12 protein-coding genes are annotated in these 19,883 nt (G+C 41.6%); 9 read left to right on the top strand and 3 right to left on the bottom strand.

All coding sequences use genetic code 11. The features are described from left to right. Nucleotides 1-115: 115 nt before the first annotated feature. From gltB to ACRRSQ_RS05765, 3 genes are all read left to right on the top strand, one after another. Nucleotides 116-4,576, top strand: coding sequence for a glutamate synthase large subunit (gltB, locus tag ACRRSQ_RS05755; protein ID WP_440874752.1), 4,461 nt, complete (start codon nt 116-118; stop codon nt 4,574-4,576). A gap of 32 nt (nt 4,577-4,608) precedes the next feature. Beyond that, entirely contained in the window at nt 4,609-6,027 is a 1,419-nt protein-coding gene (locus ACRRSQ_RS05760) for an FAD-dependent oxidoreductase (RefSeq protein WP_440874753.1), read from the top strand. Between the two features lie 150 nt (nt 6,028-6,177). After that, nucleotides 6,178-7,029 (top strand): substrate-binding periplasmic protein, encoded by an 852-nt coding sequence (locus ACRRSQ_RS05765; protein WP_440874754.1) that lies wholly within the window; start codon nt 6,178-6,180, stop codon nt 7,027-7,029. A 141-nt stretch (nt 7,030-7,170) separates the two neighbouring features. Here ACRRSQ_RS05765 and ACRRSQ_RS05770 read toward each other — a convergent pair whose 3' ends face one another. Beyond that, nucleotides 7,171-9,063 (bottom strand): beta-ketoacyl synthase, encoded by a 1,893-nt coding sequence (locus ACRRSQ_RS05770; protein WP_440874755.1) that lies wholly within the window; start codon nt 9,061-9,063, stop codon nt 7,171-7,173. Between the two features lie 150 nt (nt 9,064-9,213). On the opposite strand from ACRRSQ_RS05770, the gene ACRRSQ_RS05775 reads away from it, so the two are divergent. Both ACRRSQ_RS05775 and ACRRSQ_RS05780 read left to right on the top strand, forming a co-directional pair. After that, complete coding sequence (locus ACRRSQ_RS05775; protein ID WP_440874756.1) at nt 9,214-10,224, top strand: GlxA family transcriptional regulator; 1,011 nt, start codon at nt 9,214-9,216, stop codon at nt 10,222-10,224. Nucleotides 10,225-10,386: 162 nt separating this feature from the next. Further along, entirely contained in the window at nt 10,387-11,505 is a 1,119-nt protein-coding gene (locus tag ACRRSQ_RS05780; protein WP_440874757.1) for a beta-ketoacyl-ACP synthase III, read from the top strand. A 231-nt stretch (nt 11,506-11,736) separates the two neighbouring features. Here ACRRSQ_RS05780 and ACRRSQ_RS05785 read toward each other — a convergent pair whose 3' ends face one another. Next, nucleotides 11,737-12,048 (bottom strand): ArsR/SmtB family transcription factor, encoded by a 312-nt coding sequence (locus ACRRSQ_RS05785; RefSeq protein WP_440874758.1) that lies wholly within the window; start codon nt 12,046-12,048, stop codon nt 11,737-11,739. A gap of 213 nt (nt 12,049-12,261) precedes the next feature. Between ACRRSQ_RS05785 and ACRRSQ_RS05790 the strand changes: the two genes are divergently transcribed. Genes ACRRSQ_RS05790 through ACRRSQ_RS05805 form a run of 4 tightly spaced genes read left to right on the top strand, consistent with a single transcriptional unit; the run spans nt 12,262 to nt 17,252 of the window. Beyond that, on the top strand, nt 12,262-14,748 hold the full coding sequence (locus ACRRSQ_RS05790; protein WP_440874759.1) for an efflux RND transporter permease subunit: 2,487 nt from the start codon (nt 12,262-12,264) through the stop codon (nt 14,746-14,748). Between the two features lie 31 nt (nt 14,749-14,779). Further along, nucleotides 14,780-15,592 carry an outer membrane lipoprotein-sorting protein gene (locus ACRRSQ_RS05795; protein WP_440874760.1) on the top strand — a complete coding sequence of 271 codons (813 nt, stop codon included), beginning with the start codon at nt 14,780-14,782 and terminating at the stop codon, nt 15,590-15,592. A gap of 8 nt (nt 15,593-15,600) precedes the next feature. Continuing rightward, nucleotides 15,601-17,001 (top strand): hypothetical protein, encoded by a 1,401-nt coding sequence (locus tag ACRRSQ_RS05800; RefSeq protein WP_440874761.1) that lies wholly within the window; start codon nt 15,601-15,603, stop codon nt 16,999-17,001. A 44-nt stretch (nt 17,002-17,045) separates the two neighbouring features. Continuing rightward, a complete protein-coding gene (locus ACRRSQ_RS05805; RefSeq protein WP_440874762.1) occupies nt 17,046-17,252 on the top strand; it encodes a YgaP family membrane protein in 207 nt (68 codons plus the stop codon). A gap of 420 nt (nt 17,253-17,672) precedes the next feature. Here ACRRSQ_RS05805 and ACRRSQ_RS05810 read toward each other — a convergent pair whose 3' ends face one another. Then, on the bottom strand, nt 17,673-19,625 hold the full coding sequence (locus tag ACRRSQ_RS05810) for a DUF3604 domain-containing protein (protein WP_440874763.1): 1,953 nt from the start codon (nt 19,623-19,625) through the stop codon (nt 17,673-17,675). Between the last annotated feature and the right edge of the window lie 258 nt (nt 19,626-19,883).

Genomic DNA, 19,883 nt, shown 5'->3' on the forward strand with positions numbered 1-19,883 from the left:
TAATGTAGTGGGTTCACTTGGGTGCTATTCAGTATATTTATGCATTTTTTGCATAACTTTATTCTTTTTCAATATGCTCTGATACCAAGTCGTTATTATTATTAGGAGAGAAAACATGCAGCTTTACGATCCCAACTTTCAAAAAGACAATTGTGGATTTGGTTTAATCGCTCATCAAGAAGGTGAAACGAGCCATAAGCTGATCAAAACAGCTATTGCAGCACTTGATCGTATGCAACATCGTGGCGGGATTGCTGCTGATGGTAAAACAGGTGATGGCTGTGGATTACTTTTACAGAAACCTGATAGCTTCTTCCGCGCAATTGCTGAAGAAAATAATTGGCAACTTGGCCGAAAATATGCCGTTGGCATGGTGTTTTTAAACACAGACCCTGTTGAAGCAGCGCTTTCTAAAAAGATTTTAGAAGAAGAGCTAACACGTGAAACCCTAACGGTAGTTGGCTGGCGTGTAGTGCCAACTAACGTTGCTATTTTGGGTGAAATTGCCGCGAGCAATTTACCAACTATTGAACAAATTTTTGTTGATGCTCCTGCAGGTTGGCGTAATCGCGACCTTGAGCGTCGCTTATATATGGCACGTCGCCGTGCCGAAAAGCGCATCACTGATGAAAAGTTTTATATTGCAAGTTTATCGTGTTTGGTAACCATCTACAAAGGCTTAATGATGCCAGTAGATTTACCTAACTTCTATTTAGACTTAGCTGATATTCGTATGCAAAGTGCGATTTGTGTTTTCCATCAACGCTTTTCAACCAATACCTCGCCGCAATGGCATTTAGCGCAGCCGTTCCGTTATTTAGCGCACAATGGTGAAATTAATACCATTAAAGGTAACCGTCAGTGGTCACGTGCGCGTACTACGCGTTTCCAATCACCTTTATTACCAGACTTATTAGACGCTGCACCTTTTGTTAATGAAAGTGGTTCAGACTCATCATCATTAGATAACATGCTTGAGCTATTTTTAGCTGGCGGTATGGATTTATACCGTGCGATGCGTTTATTAATGCCACCAGCATGGCAGAACAGTCCGTTAATGGATGATGATTTAAAAGCATTCTATGAATTCAACTCAATGCACATGGAACCATGGGACGGCCCTGCCGGCGTGGTAATGACCAATGGTCGTCATGTGGCTTGTAACCTTGACCGCAATGGCTTACGTCCTGCACGTTATGTCATTACCCGTAATGGCTTCATTACCTTAGCTTCAGAAGTTGGTATTTGGGATTACGGCGAAGATGAAGTGGTTGAAAAAGGCCGTGTTGGTCCAGGTGAAATGCTAGCCATTGATACCTACACCGGTAAAATCTTTAGCTCAAATGATATTGATAACGACTTAAAAGTGCGTCATCCGTACCGCGAATGGTTAGATAAAAACATTCGCCGTTTAGTACCGTTCCATAAACTTGATGCTGAGTTAATTGGTCAACGAGTCTTTAACGATGCTGAGTTATTGCAATACCACAAAATGTTTAATTACAGCTATGAAGAAATTCAGCAAGTGATCAAAACATTGGCGGAAAATGGTCAAGAAGCAACAGGCTCTATGGGTGACGATACTCCAATGGCGGTACTTTCTAGCCAACCAAGAACGCTATTTGACTACTTTCGTCAGCAATTTGCCCAAGTCACTAACCCACCGATTGATCCATTGCGTGAGCGTTATGTGATGTCTTTAGGCACCTGTATTGGCCGTGAGCACAACGTATTCAATGAAACCACTGGCCACGCTGACCGTATCTTATTTGAAACGCCAGTACTTATGTACACCGGATTAAAGCAGTTACGAGAATTAGATCCTAAGCATTACCGCAGTGATACCTTAACGCTGAACTACGATCCTGAAGAAGGCTTAGAAGCGGCAATTAAACGCTTAGCCGATGAAGCGGTTGATTTAGTTAAAAATCAAAATACCGTTATTTTGGTTTTATCAGATCGTCAAATCCACAAAGGTTTGTTACCGATTCCAGCAGCGATGGCGGTTGGTGCAGTACAAAAACGTTTAGTGGATGAAAACCTTCGTTGCGATTCAAACATTATTGTTGAAACAGCAGCTGCCCGTGATTCACATCACTTTGCTGTGTTACTAGGTTTAGGTGCAACCGCGGTTTATCCTTACCTTGCGTTTGAAACCATTGAGCAAATGGTAGAGAAAGGTCAAATTGACTCGACTGCACGTGAAGCGGTGATGGCTTACCGCGACGGTATCAACAAAGGTTTATTAAAAATCTTATCTAAGATGGGTATTTCAACCATCGCCAGTTACCGCTGTGCCGGTTTGTTTGAAGTTATCGGCTTAAACAGTAATATCATGAAACTGTGTTTCCCTGATTTACCTAGCCGTATTCAAGGCGCTGATTTTGCTGATATCGAACAAGACAATATTAACCTTGCTCGCAAAGCTTTCTTACCGCATCAAAAACTTAACCACGGTGGTTTACTGAAATACGTTCACGGTGGCGAGTATCATGCCTTTAACCCAGATGTGGTTAACTATGTGCAAGACGCTGTTAAAAATGGCGAATACTCAAGCTACAAAAAGTTTGCTGATGAAGTAAACAATCGTCCTGTGGCGATGTTACGTGATTTATTAGCCCTTAAAGAAGATACTGACTCAATTGCTTTAGACCAAGTTGAACCTGATACAGAGCTTTACAAACGCTTTGACAGTGCCGCGATGTCAATTGGTGCCTTAAGCCCAGAAGCACATGAAGCCTTAGCCATTGCCATGAACCGTTTAGGCGGCTACTCAAATTCAGGTGAAGGTGGTGAAGACGAGCGCCGTTTTGGTACCGTGAAAAATTCACGCATTAAACAAATCGCTTCAGGTCGCTTTGGTGTTACGCCGCATTACCTAGTCAATGCTGACGTTCTACAAATTAAAGTCGCACAAGGCGCTAAGCCGGGTGAAGGTGGTCAATTACCGGGTGATAAAGTATCGCCATTAATTGCTAAACTTCGTTATTCGGTGCCGGGTGTAACCTTAATTTCACCACCGCCGCATCACGATATTTATTCAATTGAAGATTTAGCTCAGCTCATTTTCGATTTAAAACAAGTTAACCCAAATGCCGTAGTTTCAGTGAAACTGGTATCAGGCCCTGGCGTTGGTACTATCGCCTCAGGTGTGGCAAAAGCTTACGCTGACTTTATTACCATTTCAGGTTACGATGGCGGTACTGCTGCAAGTCCGTTAACTTCAGTGAAATACGCCGGTTGTCCTTGGGAGCTTGGCTTAGCTGAAGCGCACCAATCACTCGTTTCAAACGGTTTACGTCATAAAGTACGTTTACAAGTAGATGGCGGCTTAAAAACAGGTTTAGACATTGTTAAAGCGGCAATTTTAGGCGCTGAAAGCTTCGGTTTTGGCACTGTGCCTATGGTGGCATTAGGTTGTAAATTCCTACGTATTTGTCACTTAAATAACTGTGCGACAGGTGTTGCAACACAAGACGATGTGTTACGTGAACAATTCTTTAAAGGCTTGCCAGATCAAGTGATGAACTACTTTAAGTTTGTTGCCCATGATGTACGTGAAATTTTAGCCCAGTTAGGTGTCGAGTCTTTAGAAGCCGTTATTGGCCGTACTGATTTATTAGTACCGCTTAAAGGCATTACCGCCAAACAACAAAAATTAGATTTATCGCCAATTATCGCGCCAGTGGTTGCTGGTGATAATACCGCACTATTCAAAACCGAAGAAAACACCGCTTTTGATGAAGGTAAACTAAACCAAGATATGTTAGCAGCTGCAACGGAAGCAGTGGCGCATAGCACAGGTGGCGAGTACCGCTTTAGCATTCAAAATACTGACCGTTCAGTAGGTGCTGCACTTTCGGGTGAAATTGCTCGTCAACACGGCGACCAAGGCATGGCGAGTACGCCAATTAAGGTACACCTGTCAGGTACTGCCGGACAAAGTTTTGGTGTCTGGAACGCAGGCGGTTTAGAAATGACCTTAACTGGCGATGCCAACGATTATGTCGGTAAAGGCATGGCTGGCGGTAAGCTAACCATTAAGCCACCAAAAGGTGTTGATTACTCAAGCCATGAAACCATGATCATGGGTAATACCTGTTTATACGGTGCCACTGGCGGTAAGTTATACGGCTGTGGCCGCGCCGGTGAACGTTTTGCGGTTCGTAACTCAGGTTGTCATGCGGTTATTGAAGGTACAGGCGACCACGCTTGTGAATACATGACAGGTGGTATCGTGACTATCTTAGGTCAAGTGGGTGTTAACTTCGGCGCAGGTATGACTGGTGGTTTTGCTTACGTATTAGATGAAGCAGACGACTTAGATGTACGTTTAAATAAAGAATCAATTGAAATTTTACCAATTGAAGACTTAGTGATTCACCAAGAACACTTACGTGGCATTATCAATCATCATTTTGAAGAAACCGATAGCTGCCGCGCACAAGAAATTTTAAATAACTTTGATCACTATGCACCGTTATTCAAATTAGTTAAGCCAAAAGCAACTGATGTGAAAACGCTATTAGGGCATCGTAGTCGTTCAACTGCAGAACTTCGCGTTCAAGCGCAATAATTTTCACGAACGCGAATTGAGGAAGAAACAGTATGAGTAAAAATGTATATCAATTTATCGACGTGAAGCGTATCGATCCGCCTAAAAAGCCGATTGAAGACCGTAAGATAAATTTTGTTGAGATTTATAACCCATTAAGCAGTGATCAAAGTGCTGGACAAGCAGACCGTTGTTTAGAATGTGGTAACCCGTATTGTGAGTGGAAATGTCCAGTTCACAACTACATTCCACAATGGTTAGAGCTAGTGACGGAAGGTCGTATTTTTGAAGCAGCTGACCTTTGTCACCAAACTAACAGTTTGCCTGAAATGTGTGGCCGTGTTTGTCCGCAAGACAGATTGTGTGAGTCAGCCTGTACGCTAAATGAAGAATTTGGCGCGGTAACCATAGGTAATATCGAAAAATACATTACCGATACCGCCTTTGCTCAAGGTTGGAAACCAGACCTTTCAGAAGTGGTTAAAACAGGTAAACGTGTGGCCGTTATTGGCGCAGGCCCTGCAGGTTTAGCTTGTGCTGACGTATTGACCCGTCACGGTGTTGACGCAGTGGTGTATGACCGTCATGCCCAAATTGGTGGCTTATTAACCTTTGGTATTCCGTCATTTAAATTGGAAAAAGACGTTATTCAAAAGCGCCGTGAAATTTTCGAAGGCATGGGCATTGAGTTTCGCTTAAATACCAATGTTGGTACTGATGTCAGCTTTGAATCATTAAGCGAAGAATACGATGCAGTCTTTTTAGGTTTAGGTACTTACACTGATATGTCGGGTGGTTTTGATAATGAATCAGCACCTGGCGTGTATAACGCATTAGACTTCTTAATTGGTAATACCCAAAAAATCATGGAAATTACCGAGAATGCTAAACCTTACGTTAACTTTGATAACAAAAAAGTGATCGTATTAGGTGGTGGTGATACCGCAATGGACTGTGTACGTACTTCAGTACGTCAAGGCGCAACGGAAGTGACTTGTGCATACCGTCGTGACGAAGCCAACATGCCAGGTTCTCCGCGTGAAGTACAAAACGCTAAAGAAGAAGGCGTAAACTTTGCCTTTAACCTGCAACCGCTTGATGTTGCTGTTGATGCTAACGGCAATGCCTGTGGTGTTAAGTTTGTTAAAACCCAACTTGGCGCGCCAGATGCAAACGGTCGTCGTAGTCCAGAGCCAATTGAAGGCAGCGAGTTCATTATGGAAGCTGACGCTGTAGTTATCGCGTTTGGATTCTTACCAAGCCCGCCACAATGGATGAAAGATGCCGGTGTTGAAGTTGACTCACGTGGCCGTGTGGTAGCTGTTGATAACAGCGACTTTGCACTACAAACGTCAAAAGAAAACATCTTTGCTGGTGGTGACATGGTACTCGGTTCAGACCTAGTGGTTACCGCAGTAGACCAAGGCCGTAAAGCGGCAATGGGTATTTTAGATTTTGTTTTATCAAAATAAGATAGCAACAAAATAACTGCGCTAAAAAAGCAACCTAAGCCATCTGGCAAAGGTTGCTTTTTTGTTTCTGCGACAAATAAATATGTGATTTTATTCAATAATACTAAGTTTTTGTTATAGTAAAATTATCAATTAATCAAAGTGTGAAAGATGTTATCAGCGATATTTGAAAACAAAAATAGCATGCGCTTTTTTCATCACTTAGTGCTGGTGATGCTTTTTGCTATATCATTAAATAGTCACTCTGCTGCTAATCAACCAACAGATCACATTCGTGTGGTAACTGAAACGCTTCCCCCCTATCAAATTCAGCATGCCAATGGTCAAATTGATGGCTACGCAACTGACGTGATCAAAGCCTTGTTTATGCTCACCCAAGACAATTATCAAATTAAGGTATTACCTTGGGCACGCGCTTATGAAATGGCGAGTTCAGGCAACAATACCCTTATCTATTCAATGACGCGTACAGTGGAGCGTGAAAACAAATTTCACTGGATTGGCGCACTCGATAAATCGCAGTTTTCTTTTTGGTCACTACCTCACCAAGAAATGCCAGAAAATCTGACCTTAAACCACTTAAAGAATATTCCTATTGCTTGTGCGCGAAATTATGTCGCAGAGCAATTTCTTATTAAGCAGAACTTCACTGAAATTCACAGTGTTAATAAAGAGTTTCAAAGCATCAAAATGCTAAAAAGCAATCGGGTGAAGTTAGTGCTGAGTAACCGCGTTATATTTAACAACTACGCAAATGATTTAGGTTATCAAAGCAGTGATTTTAAAACAGTGCTTACCGTACCAGAGTTAAGTAGCTACCTTTATATTGCCGCGAGTAAAAATAGCGACCCCGCGTTTATTAATAAATATCGACAAGCTTTTTTACAACTTGCCCAATCAGGACAATTGGCCTCAATAAAGCGTAAATGGAATATCCCAGAAAGTGATAGTTCGCCAGTATTCACTAAGCCGAAGTATTCAGTAAGGCGAAGTATTCACTAAGGCGTGGTATTCAGTAAGACGTAGTCTTCACTAAGCAATAGCTTTGTATTTTCCCGACAAAAAGCAGAAATAAAAAAGCCGCTACTAATTCAGTAACGGCTATTAATTGTAACTGCTCAATTGAGATATTATCAGCTGAAGCTAAACCATATCGTCAAACGGGTTAGTGCTTGGTAGCTTGATCGCTTGCTCAAACGTTGGCATATTCAATTCGTCTTGGCTAATTTCTAGCTCGCTGTCGTCTATTAAACCATCACCAAATTTGTAGATAATATCAAACTGGGCTAAATCCGCCTTTTGCTGATAGCTAAGCTGTGCAAGTTCAGTTTGTTCAAGTTTCACTTGATACTGCGCCATCTCTTCTGCGCTATAACGCTTGGCAAGCATAGCTAAGGTTTTGTTTGGTGATAATAGCGTCGCGGTGGCATTATTGCCGCCAAAGCCTTTTGAGTTAATAAAGGCAATGTCCATATCATCACAGTGCCAATGATCAGTGGCAATATTTAAACGGTCCGCAAAAACATCATCAGCCACTTTATCTATTGTTGTGATACCCGGCATAATGTTATGTGAAAATACGCCTACCGCCATGGCAAGCTGATCGCCACTTGCTGGACCTATGGTATGACCAACAAAAGCTTTTGGCGCAACCACGGGCCAGTTATTAATATTGAAGCTATTTGCAACCTTGTCATAAATTTGCGATTCAGTGACACGGTTTTGCGGCGTACTTGAACCGTGCGCTAAAATAAAACTACGTTTTTGCACTGACTCTGCGCCAACAATGCTTTGCGCTAAGGCAACCGATTTTGCCATGGTGATATAATTACCCGGACCAGGTGCGGTGATCGACTTTTTAATACCATCGGCATTGGTAAATACGTCAGGCACTGAACCTAATACTTTAGCGCCCATTTCAATGGCTAAGGCATCATCCATTAGTACGATGTACTGAGCACCTTCACCAATCGTGAAACCACAGTTCTGACCAAATGGACGACTAGTTCTGCGATAATCTACTGTGTCTGCACCATCTAATTTTTTCAAACCTTCTTCGTTGGCTAACGCGCTCATGTTGCCAAAGCCTTCAATCACTTCTGGTGTTAACGCACAATCATGGCTGCCAACAACCGCTAAGCGAATACGACCTGCTTGAATGTCATTAACCGCTGATTTTAGGTTATATAAGAAAGTGGCACAGGCACCGGTTGACGAAAACGTCGTACCAACACTGCCAGTAACATAGGCATTAATAAAGTCAGTCGACATTGAGTTTAAGCCAAGCGCTAAATTTTTGGTGGTAACGCGATCGCCTTTTAAGCGGTTTTGAAACATGCCGCCTAAACCCTCGCCTTGAACTTGTCCAAACACTGACGCGGAATAAGTACCGACTTCATCAGGGCTGATACGGTCTACAATTTCTTTCCAGCTAAAACCGGTAGAGTGAATGGCATCGGCTGCGCCAAAAATTGTTGCTTGTAAACCACGAGGCTGATAACGGCTGTTATATAACTTGCTTGGTTCAAAGCCTGTTGGCAATTGTCCTGCCGCTTTAATCGGGTTATTACGAAACGTATCATGGCGCACACTTAGCACATCAGGAATTTCAACACTTACCATGCCATTTTCAATGTCTGAAACACCCCAAGAGCTAGGTACAGGGTTTGGTAACTCTTTAGCTTTAACTTGAAAACAAATTGGCTCTTCCGCTTGCACATTCATGCGTTGTTGCCATGGCGTTGCATCAACATCAAAATGATTCTTTTCAATTTTACGAATAAGCGTACCGCTAAGAATTTGCTCACCATAGAGTTTTTCAACATCGCTAAGGGCGACAACATTATTATCAGCATCGACTAACTGACCATCTTTGGCGGTTAGTATGTTCATTAATGTGGCTAATCCGACAAAAGTTTCTAAACGCGCTTCAGCTGTTAGCTTTTCGATAACAATGCGGCGAAAGCCTTGGTGAAAAGAAGTACGTCCTGCGGCATTAATACCACCCATGCCGACAATTAGAGGTAAAGCTGTCATTTAAAGAGACCTTTGAAAATAGAGATAAAACATAATTATTCTCATTCTATGTTTATTTTTTGTAAATTATTCCGCCATAGAGGACAATTATTATGGTATAAAAGACACAAATACATTTAATACCCTATTTTTTCACATTAGCGAATTAAGATGGCTGACCTAAAACCACAAAAAACAGTGAATATTGCCTTAGTCATTTATGATCACATGTTGGCAACAAGCGTTAGCTTGCCAGTAGAAATGTTGCGTGCTGGCGAAGCAATCGCATTAAGAAAAGATAAAAATAATGCCAAGCTTGCAATTGAACTCGTCGCAGAAACTTGCCAAGCCGTATCGACACGGTCGTTAATTAAACTAATGCCAGAAAAAGATATTGCCAATGCGCAAATGCCTGACTACGCCTTTATTCCCAGTTTATGGCGAAACCCTCGACCAATAATTAATAAACACCCAAAAACGATTGCTTGGTTAAGCAATATTTGGCACCAAGGCACCAGTTTAATTGGTGGTGGCACGGGGGTTTGTTTCCTTGCTGAAGCAGGCTTATTAAACCATCACCCTGCCACGACACATTGGCACTATGTAAAACAATTTCAGCGAGATTATCCCTTAGTCGAGCTGAAACCCGACTTTTTTATCACTCAATCTGAGCGCATATACTGCGCTGCCAGCTTAAATGCCTTGGCCGATATTGTTGTGCATTTAATCGAACAGATTTATGGTCGGGCAACGGCGCAGCAGGTTGAGCTTAACTTTTCACATGAAATTCGCAAACCTTATGAAGAGCAGCGTTATTTGGAAGGCAGCGCCGACAGACACCCCGATGAATTAATTTCACAAATTCAATTTTGGTTAAGCAAAAACCTGCCCTCGAGCATGACATTAGCCGAAGTGGCCGAACAGTTTGGTTTGAGTAGCCGAACTTTAAGCCGTCGTTTTAAAGCAGCGACAGGGATCAGCGCCAGCAAATACTGGCAACAATTGCGCATTGATGCCGCAAAAGAGCTACTTGCCTCTAGCAATTTATCGATATTAGAAATTTCATTACTGGTCGGCTATCAAGATCAAGGTCATTTAACGCAATTATTTAAGCGCGACACAGCCTATACACCAAAAGAGTATCGCGCCATGGTGAGAAAAAAGTTATTTAGCCAAGAATAATGTTAACAGAACCTTTACCAACGCCGCGTTATTGCGCAAACTTGTTACACTTTAGCAAAGAACTTCGGGAAAAATGTCAGTAAATAAGCTAAACGTTAGATATAATGCCTGAGTGTATAACATTAAAATGATAAAAATCAGTAGTAGCTGATGGAGAAAAATATGTCTATTGTGATAAGTGGTACTGGCTTATATACGCCTCCGCATCAAATTTCCAACGACGAACTTGTTGAAGCCTTAAATCAGTATGTGGCTAACTACAATGCCAAAAACCAAGCCGCGATAGACAAAGGCGAGCTTGAAGAGTTAAAACCTTCTTCTAGTGAATTTATCGAAAAAGCCTCTGGTATTAAAAACCGTTACGTGATGTTTAAAGACGGCATTCTTGACCCTGAAGTTATGGCGCCAATGTTTCCAGAGCGCGCTGATGACGACATTTCCATTCAAGCAGAAATGGCATTAGGCGCAGCAAAAGAGGCAATGGCCGCAGCGAACAAGACCGCCGACGATATCGACTTAATTATTGTCGCTTGCTCATATACGCAACGCGCCTACCCTGCGATTGCCATTGAAGTTCAACAACAATTAGGCTGTAAAGGTTGGGCGTACGACCAGTTAGTCGCATGTTCTTCGGCAACGTTTGGCATTATGAATGCGTCAAACGCGCTTATCGCCGGCACAGCAAAAACGGTTTTAGTGATCAGCCCTGAATTTGTATCACCGCAATTAAACTATGGTAATCGCGATAGCCACTTTATTTTTGGTGATGTTGCTACCGCGGTTGTTGTGGAAAAAGAAGAAACAGCTAGCGCCGAGCACGCCTTTAGAATTTTATCGCAACAACCGATCACGACATTTTCAAATAATATTCGTAGTAATTTTGGCCACGCTAATCGCGGCACACCTGAAACTCGCTTCGCTAACGACAAGCTATTTATGCAACAAGGACGCAAAGTATTTAAAGAAGTTTTACCTATGGTTTATCAACTTATTGATGATCAATTGGCGGCAGCAGGTATTCAAGCAAGCGACTTAAAGCGTTTGTTTTTACACCAAGCCAATATCAATATGAATACCTTTGTCGCGAAGAAAGTACTAGGGCGTGAACCTGTTGATAATGAAGCGCCTATTATTTTAGACGAATTTGCCAATACCGCATCTGCTGGCTCAATTATCGCGTTTCATAAATACCACAGCGACTTAGTGAGCGGTGACAAAGCGATTATTTGCTCTTTTGGTGCAGGATACTCTGCCGGCTGTTTTGTGATAGAGCATATTTGATCACTAAAATTTTTTATAAGCAGATATCTAAAAAACAAAGCCAATAGTATCGCTATTGGCTTTTTTATAACTCTTTCACTTATAACTGCTAACTTGCCGCTTCTAACTTGCAGCTTCTAACTTGCAGCTTCTAGCTTGCAACTTCTAACTTGCAACTTCTAACTTGCAGCTTCTAACTTGCAGCTTATCGCTTACCTATTGAAGCTTCATGCTTGTCTCTTGCAACCGCCTTTACGGACAAAACTCACTTTGCAAAAAGCCAATAAGTTTCACTACCGCAGGATTACCCACCTTGTAGTAAATGGTTTGCTTATCTCGACGGGTCACTACTAAGCCATCTTTTCTTAATCGCGCCAAATGCTGCGATAAACTCGACTGACTCAAGTCGATATATTCGTTTAGTTCACTAACCGACAATTCTTGTTCGCCCAAATAACACAAAATAATGAGCCGATTTTCGTTGCTCATCGCTTTCAACAGCTCTGCTGCTTGTGTTGCATTAGCGCGCATTTCGGCAATATCGATATCTGGATTTTGAGGCATTTCACTCTACTCATCGTCAACAATAAAAATTTGCTTGCACTTATATTAGAAAATGCTAATATATATACATTAGATATTGCTAATATACATTTTTTACTCTGTTGTTACAACTAAGGATTTATTTTGTTCTACGGTAAAATTATCAATTTCGTTTTGCATAAACCTAAGATGGTTTACTTGGTATTGCTTTTAGCCACGCTCGCAAGCATGGCGATGATGCCCAATATACAAGTCGATACGGATCCGGAAAATATGTTGAGCGCTGACGCCCCTGCCCGCGTTTTTCACAATCAAACTAAAAATGAATTCACCATGCGAGACATGGTTGTTTTAGGCGCAATTAGTAACGACAACATCTTCACTGTGGATAACTTGCAAACCATTCACCAAGTTTCCGCACAAGTTAGCCAATTAGAAGGCGTTATTAAAAAAGATCTGTTATCGCTTAATGAAGTCGATAATATCCGCCAAAGTAATGGCGGTGGAATTCGCTTTGAATACTTAATGAAGCAAGCACCTACTAACGTAACACAAGCGTTAGCGATTGAAGAATCGGTTAAGCGTTTGCCAATGCTCGACAATACCTTGGTTTCTGGCGACAGCAAAGCCATTGCTATTTACGTTCCTATTATTAGTAAAGATCAAAGTTACCTTATCGCTGAACAAATTCGAGAAATTACCAGCAAAATTACTAGCGAAACAAAGTCCGAGTTAAATTTCCATATTACCGGCTTGCCTGTTGCAGAAGACCAATTTGGTTATGAAATGTTTGTGCAAATGGCAGTTGCCGCCCCCATGGCAGGTGCCGCTATTTTTTTCTTGCTGTGGTATTTTTTCAGAAATTTCACCTTAATTATCGCGCCTATGGTAGTTGCCATGGCAACCGTTATTATTATTATGGGCTCATTAATTGGCATGGGTTTTACTGTGCATATTATGTCGTCGATGATCGCGATTTTCTTAATGCCAATTGCTGTGGTTGACTCAGTGCACGTACTGTCTGAATTCTCTGATCGTTATCGCGCCGGCGACGACGCCAAAGCAGTGATTAAAAAAGTCATGGGTCATTTATTTACGCCAATGCTTTATACCTCAGTCACATCAGCGATAGGTTTTTACTCATTATTATTAACACCAATTCCGCCAGTTAAGGTATTTGGTGCCTTTATCGGCACAGGCATTTTATTAGCATTTTTGTTAACTATTACCTTTCTACCGGCCTATATTGCAAGGTTAAGTCCGAAAACACTTCATAAACTCCAAGTATCGATTAAGGCGCTAGAAAATAAAGGCCGTTTATCGACGGTACTTGAGCGATTAGGCCTTTTCTCGGTAAAACGTAGTAAGCTTATTTTAGTGGCTTTTATTGCCTTATTTGTACTAAGTCTTGAAGGTGTTAGTCGTATTGAAATCAACGACAATCCGATCAACTGGTTTAAAAGCGACCATCAAATTCGTATTGCTGATAAAGCATTAAACCAACATTTTGCCGGCACATATGACGCATGGTTAGTATTTTCAGCCAAAAATACTAAAAACCAATTAGCCGTTGAAGCATTTAGCCAAGTGTTTGACCAAGCAAGCAGTAATGGCTTACAAGCCGCTGAAATCAAAAAACAACTGCAATTAGCTAAAACTGACGCTAGCTATCGCTTTTTTACTCAAGACTTACTTGTTGCCATTGATGATTTAGCGTTTAGCGAAAGTGATGAAATACAGCCTTGGATCGAACAACTTTTTGAAATCGCCGATAACGCCTACAACCAAAATAAACTGTTTCAGCAACCCCACGTATTAGAATGGATGGCCAACTTACAGAGCCAACTTGTTGAAACAGGGCTGGTTGGTAAAGCGAATGGTTTAGCCGATATTGTCCGCACGGTGAACCGCGAGCTGCATTCAGGCCAAGCCGATGACTTTGCTATTCCTACGTCAGCTAATGGTGTTGCACAAACGTTATTGCAATATCAGTCGTCACATCGCCCTGATGATTTATGGCACTTTGTCACGAAAGACTACCAAAAAAGTTTACTTTGGCTGCAAATGACCAGTGGTGATAACCAACATACCAGCAAGGTAGTTGCTTGGGTGGAAAGTTATATTCAGGCAAACCCTGCGCCAGTAGAAATTGATATTAATTGGGCAGGTAAATCTTACCTGAACATTGTTTGGCAAGATGCAATGGTTAGCGGCATGATAGACAGTTTACTTTCTTCATTTGTCATTGTTTTTGCCATGATGGTATTACTCTTTCGCTCGCTTAAATATGGCATTTTAGCGATGTTACCGCTGACCTTTACCATTACCATGATCTACGGATTAATTGGCTGGTTTGGTAAAGCGTACGACATGCCAATTGCTGTGTTGTCGGCATTAACATTAGGGCTATCTATCGACTTCGCTATTCATTTTTTACAACGTGTTCGCGAAGAAGAAAAACGCACTAAAAGCCTAAATAAAGCACTGCAAGCTATGTTTCAAGAACCCAGTCGTGCCATTGCCCGCAACGCTATTGTTGTTGCTATTGGATTTACGCCGCTACTGTTATCACCGTTAGTGCCGTATATCACGGTTGGCTTTTTCTTAGCGAGCATTATGGCGCTATCAGCCTTAGTAACATTAGTGTTACTACCGAGCTTATTGCATTTATTCAACAAAAATTCAGCTTCAACATGTGTAGTTGAAGATCCGAGTCATTAAAGCAAGTTGATCTAGAAAGCAGGTAACTATTATGAAATTTTCCAAGACACAACCACCATTCATTCAGCTATTTATCGCGTTAATACTAACGGCATTTTCCACGTTAGCAGCGAGTGAGACTTTAACCAGTGCTGATGAAATTATTAAACGAGCTAACTTAAGCTCTTATTACCAAGGTGAGGACGGCCGCGCACAAGCACGCATGATTATTGTTGACCGCAAAGGTAATAAGCAAATGCGTCAATTCACCATTTTACGTAAAGACCATCAAGATTATGGCGATCAAGAAATGTTGGTATTTTTTGCAAGACCAACAGACGTACAAGGCACGGTTTTTCGTGTGCAAAAGCGTCCACAAGCTGACGATAATCGTTGGTTATACCTACCAGCACTTGATTTAGTGAAACGTATTTCAGCAGGTGACAAACGGACCTCATTTGTTGGCGCGCATTTTTATTATGAAGATGTTTCTGGGCGTAACCCACAAGAAGATAACTTTACGTTACTGGCAACAACTGACGCTGTTTATCGCTTAAAAGCCCAACCTAAAACGCCTGAATCTGTTGAGTTTGATCATTACATCATTGAAATAGACAAAGTCACCATGCTGCCAATGCAAGTGATTTACTTTGATGGAAACGGTGAAAAAATAAGAAAGATGCAGGTGTTAAAAACTAAAAAAGTTGATGGTTTTCATACGGTATTGCATTCAAAAATTACCGACTTAACCGACGGCAGTTACACCGAAATGCAATTTAGAAACGTGAAATATAACTTAGCACTACCCGAAAGTATTTTCAGCGAGCGTAGTTTGCGTAATCCACCAAAAGCTTGGTTAAGGTAAGGTTTAACGTGAAAATAGAGCAATTGCCTTTTATTTTAGCTGCTATTGCCGCAAGTGCTGCGTTGCCGGTATTGGCTGATGCGACTGAACAAAAAGCGCTGCAAGCGCAACCCAGTGTTGCGGACACTCAAGCCACTAAACAAGAAAATACCGGATGGTCAGACGAAAACGGGGACGATGCGTGGTCAGACGAACAATGGGGTGACGATCAATGGGGTGACGATACATGGTCAGAGCAACAAGACTCAGCTTGGCAAATTTCAGGCTTTGGCGAGCTTGGTTACGGTCACTTTTTACAAAATAATATTGTTCAGTCTTCCTCGTCATTAAAAGAAGCCCGTGGCCGCATTGATATCAATTACAGTCATGATGTCTTTGAGTTTGATGCTAGCGGCGATTTACTGGTTGATGGGGTTTTAAACGACACATTGTGGCAAACCCGCGAATTAAGCATCAGTGCCAGCCCGCTATCAATGCTCGATGTTAAAATAGGTCGTCAGGTATTAACTTGGGGTACGGGTGACTATGTATTTTTAAACGACTTATTTGCCAAAGACTGGCAATCCTTTTTCTCAGGGCGTGACGACGAATACCTCAAAGCGCCATCGGACAGTGTCCGTTTAACTGCCTATGCCAATGACATCACTTTTGATTTTGCATGGACACCTCAATTTACGCCAGATCATTATTTAACCGGCGAGCGTTTTTCTTTCTACTCCCCTTTTCATGGCGAAAATATTGCGCCCGGAGAAGATTTTAACGTTCAGCAAACTAAAGATGATCAATATTCAGCACGCATCGCCACCACAATAAACAATACTGAAATTGCACTTTATGGCTACAAGGGTTATTGGACCACGCCTGTAAGCGTTAATCATCAAGGCCAAGCCTATTTTTCACAAATGAATTCATGGGGCGCAAGTGCCATAATACCATTTGCGAAAGGCTTATTTAACGCTGAGTTTGCTTATTATGACAGTGTTGAAGATGCACAAGGTGACCAAGCCAATATTGCCAATTCTCAACTTCGTTTTTTACTCGGCTATGAACAAGAATTAGCTAAAGATCTAACGGTTAGTACACAATACTATCTCGAAAAAACATTAGATTATGATAATTACCAGCTTAGTCATCCAAATAAAGATGAAGCGGTGGCAGAGCATCGGCATGTATTAACAACCCGCTTACGTTATGCGACACATCAGCAAAACGTACTTTATAACCTGTTTGCATTTTATTCTCCTACTGATAACGATGGCTACATCAAACCGTCAATCACTTATCGTTACAGCGATGATATTTCATTTTCAGTGGGCGCAAATTTATTTTTTGGTCAACAAGTCCATACCTTTTTTGCCCAGCATAAAGACAACAGCAATGCTTGGCTAAGAATGCGAGTGCATTATTAACAATGTCGCTCACTTTATTATTTTAAATAGACGAGGAAAACATCATGACAATTGAACAAGCAGTATTTCGTTTCGCCGGCATCATGGTTTTATTATCGGTTGCCCTAACCTATTTTTTACATCCAAACTTTATTTGGTTAACCGCTTTTATCGGTGTAAACCTGACGCAGTACTCTTTTACGGGATTATGTCCTGCAGCAACGGTATTTAAAGCATTTGGCTTAAAGCCTGCTTGCGAATCAAATAACTAGAGCGTGTTGATCTTTGCTGTTTGAATTTTGTTCGAGATAAAAGCGTTTTAATCGCGGCGTGAGGTTTGTTGCCTAGTCATCTAAGCAAAACACCTCACACAGGTTACAAGTTCCAGACGTAACCTAAGTACCTACATCCATGTAGGTAACAAAGAGTAAAACGCTTTTAGCCGAATCCTTCGGACAGCGTTTGTTGTCATTTATACGGTGTTGGTACTTTATCATGTGGAATAACCACACATCAAAAGCACCGCCTTGTATAAATACCCAACAAACTGCTGCAAAAACAAACTTGAAAGATCAACACACTCTAAAAGCAAACAAATTTTGTGAATCGGTTATTACTAACATTCAATAAAAAAGGGCGGTTGCATTATCAGTGCAACCGCCCTTTTGAATGACTAGCTTAGCTAGAACAGTTTATTTTGGAGAATACCAAATTGGTGAAGTCCAAGCGCGTTCTTGATGCTTCATCGGTACTTCTTCAGACATTTTTGCGCCTAAGCGTTTTTGGTCATAAGCTGTCCAACGCGGTGTAGGAATTTCAAGTACACGTGCGTAGTAGAACGCTTTGATGCTTGGGTCAAAGTCAGGATCTGTCCAAGCAGTTGTAAGCTCAGCTGCGCCAATACTGTTAGTCCAAGTCGCTTCTTCAACGTTTACTGTATCGCCAACTGATGGTAGGTTTCCATCTTTATCTAGCTTACGAATATCAGCATCACCCCAGGCAACGTTGTAAATTTTCTCTTTTAATTCACCGTCAGCCGTTAACCAACCTTTAACAACTTGTACGCGGTCTAGGTTACCACTTTCAGGATCTTTAACAGCCGCCACTAAGAAAGTTGGCGCTTCTTTACCAGCAGCAGGTTGTGGTAAGTCTGTACCCATAGGTACACCTTTCTTATAACCCGCTTCGGCAAGGTAACGATTTTCAGCATCTTTTTGGTCGTAATCCCAACCACCAAAGAAACGAACCGTCATACGTGAACCTGAGGTCGCATAAACTTCTTTTTTATGCATTGAATCCCAAAGCGCTTCACGGGTATTTTCAGTTGCCCACACGGCGGTAAAACCGGCAGAAGAATACTGCCAAGTGTAACGTGTTTTACCAAAACCTTTTTTAGATACATGCTTCCATCTGTCTTTAGATGGCTCTTGAATAACATGCTTACCGTAAAAGTTGTCTTCTTCGATTGCTGTCATTGAGTTATGAACATCGGTACCGCCAGCAAAACCAAATTTAAATGGGTTAACACCGACTTTCTCTTCCCACTTCAAACCTTGTAATAAACCGCCGCGTAAATACATGTATGGGCGCTGCTCTGGAGTCTCAGGCTTATCAGTTAAGGTTAAGTTACCTTCTTCCCAACCCGCTAAACCGTAATCTGCAAACTCATCATTTGGAGATAATGTTGGATGTGTTTCACTGTTACCTTTAGTTTGCATCATCTCTTGCATTACTTCGTATTTAGCACGACGCTCTGCATATTCTTTATCAATTGGTGAACCGTCAAACTTCGTTGGTTCGAACATACGAGCACCCGACAAGTTACCATTGTGTGGAATAGCTAATACTTGGTCGCCAGTGCTTTGCTCGTATTTTTCCATCCAATCCCAAAGTTTTTCAGGATCTTGGCTTTGCCATGAAGTATACGGCATCATTTGATCCGCTTGAGTTTTGTCGCCGCGGTATAAAACATTACGGTGTAAGTTGTTACCACTTGGTACTGATGTCCACTCGTAGCCGATCATCGCAGTAAACTTACCAGGTTCGTTAAAGCGCTCAGCAGTTTTTGTGTATTCTTGCCAAACACTCTTCATTACTGGGCCAGCAATTTTAGGGTTAGTTAATGGGGCAGGTAAGGTGCCGTTACCTTGAGCAACAACAACTTCATTGGTAACAGCTGCAGCAGCCTGTCCACCTTCTTTCATCGCTTTGCTCCAGCGAACGACGGTTTCATCATCCATCAATAGAGGGTTGCCGTTATAGACTTCATACATGATACCTAAGCCTTCAACGTGGTCAGCAACCACTAAGAAGTCTAACGGACGGTTAAGTTTGGCAGGAATACCTGAATTAGAAACAACTTCTTCACCACGAGCAAAACGATAGGCTTCTTCTGGGCCTAAACGGTTACCATTCATAAACGCATCACCCGAGTTTGCGGTGTGGTTATGGGTGTCACCAAAATAAACATTAGTCGGGTAATTTTCACCCGCCATAGGAGAATACTGCTTACGAGCTTGTTCGCTTGCACCATCCTGACCAGCTACAGCTTGAGAGCCTGCAGCTAAGAGGGCAACCATAAGACAATATAAGCTATTTTTCGACGCCGATTTAACCAAGCTCGACGTAATAAGATTACGTTTCATAATAGAACCTTTAAATTGTTAAAAAAATGTAACACCACAAAACACAACATACCACCTTTTGTGCACCAACTTAAATAAATTTAAGAGCTACTTTAAGGTTTTTACGGTTTATGTAATGAGATTCGGTTTAAGTATAGATGTTATTGGAAAGGGTATACGTAAAGGCAGTAAAATATAAGAGCAAATTACACACCCTTACCGCCCAAAACATTTTTGTACATTTGTATAATTGGTAATGGTAGTTTAATTAATAAAATT

The sequence above is a fragment of the Thalassotalea sp. PLHSN55 genome (assembly GCF_052030545.1).
In the GTDB taxonomy this organism is placed as follows: domain Bacteria; phylum Pseudomonadota; class Gammaproteobacteria; order Enterobacterales; family Alteromonadaceae; genus CANMXU01.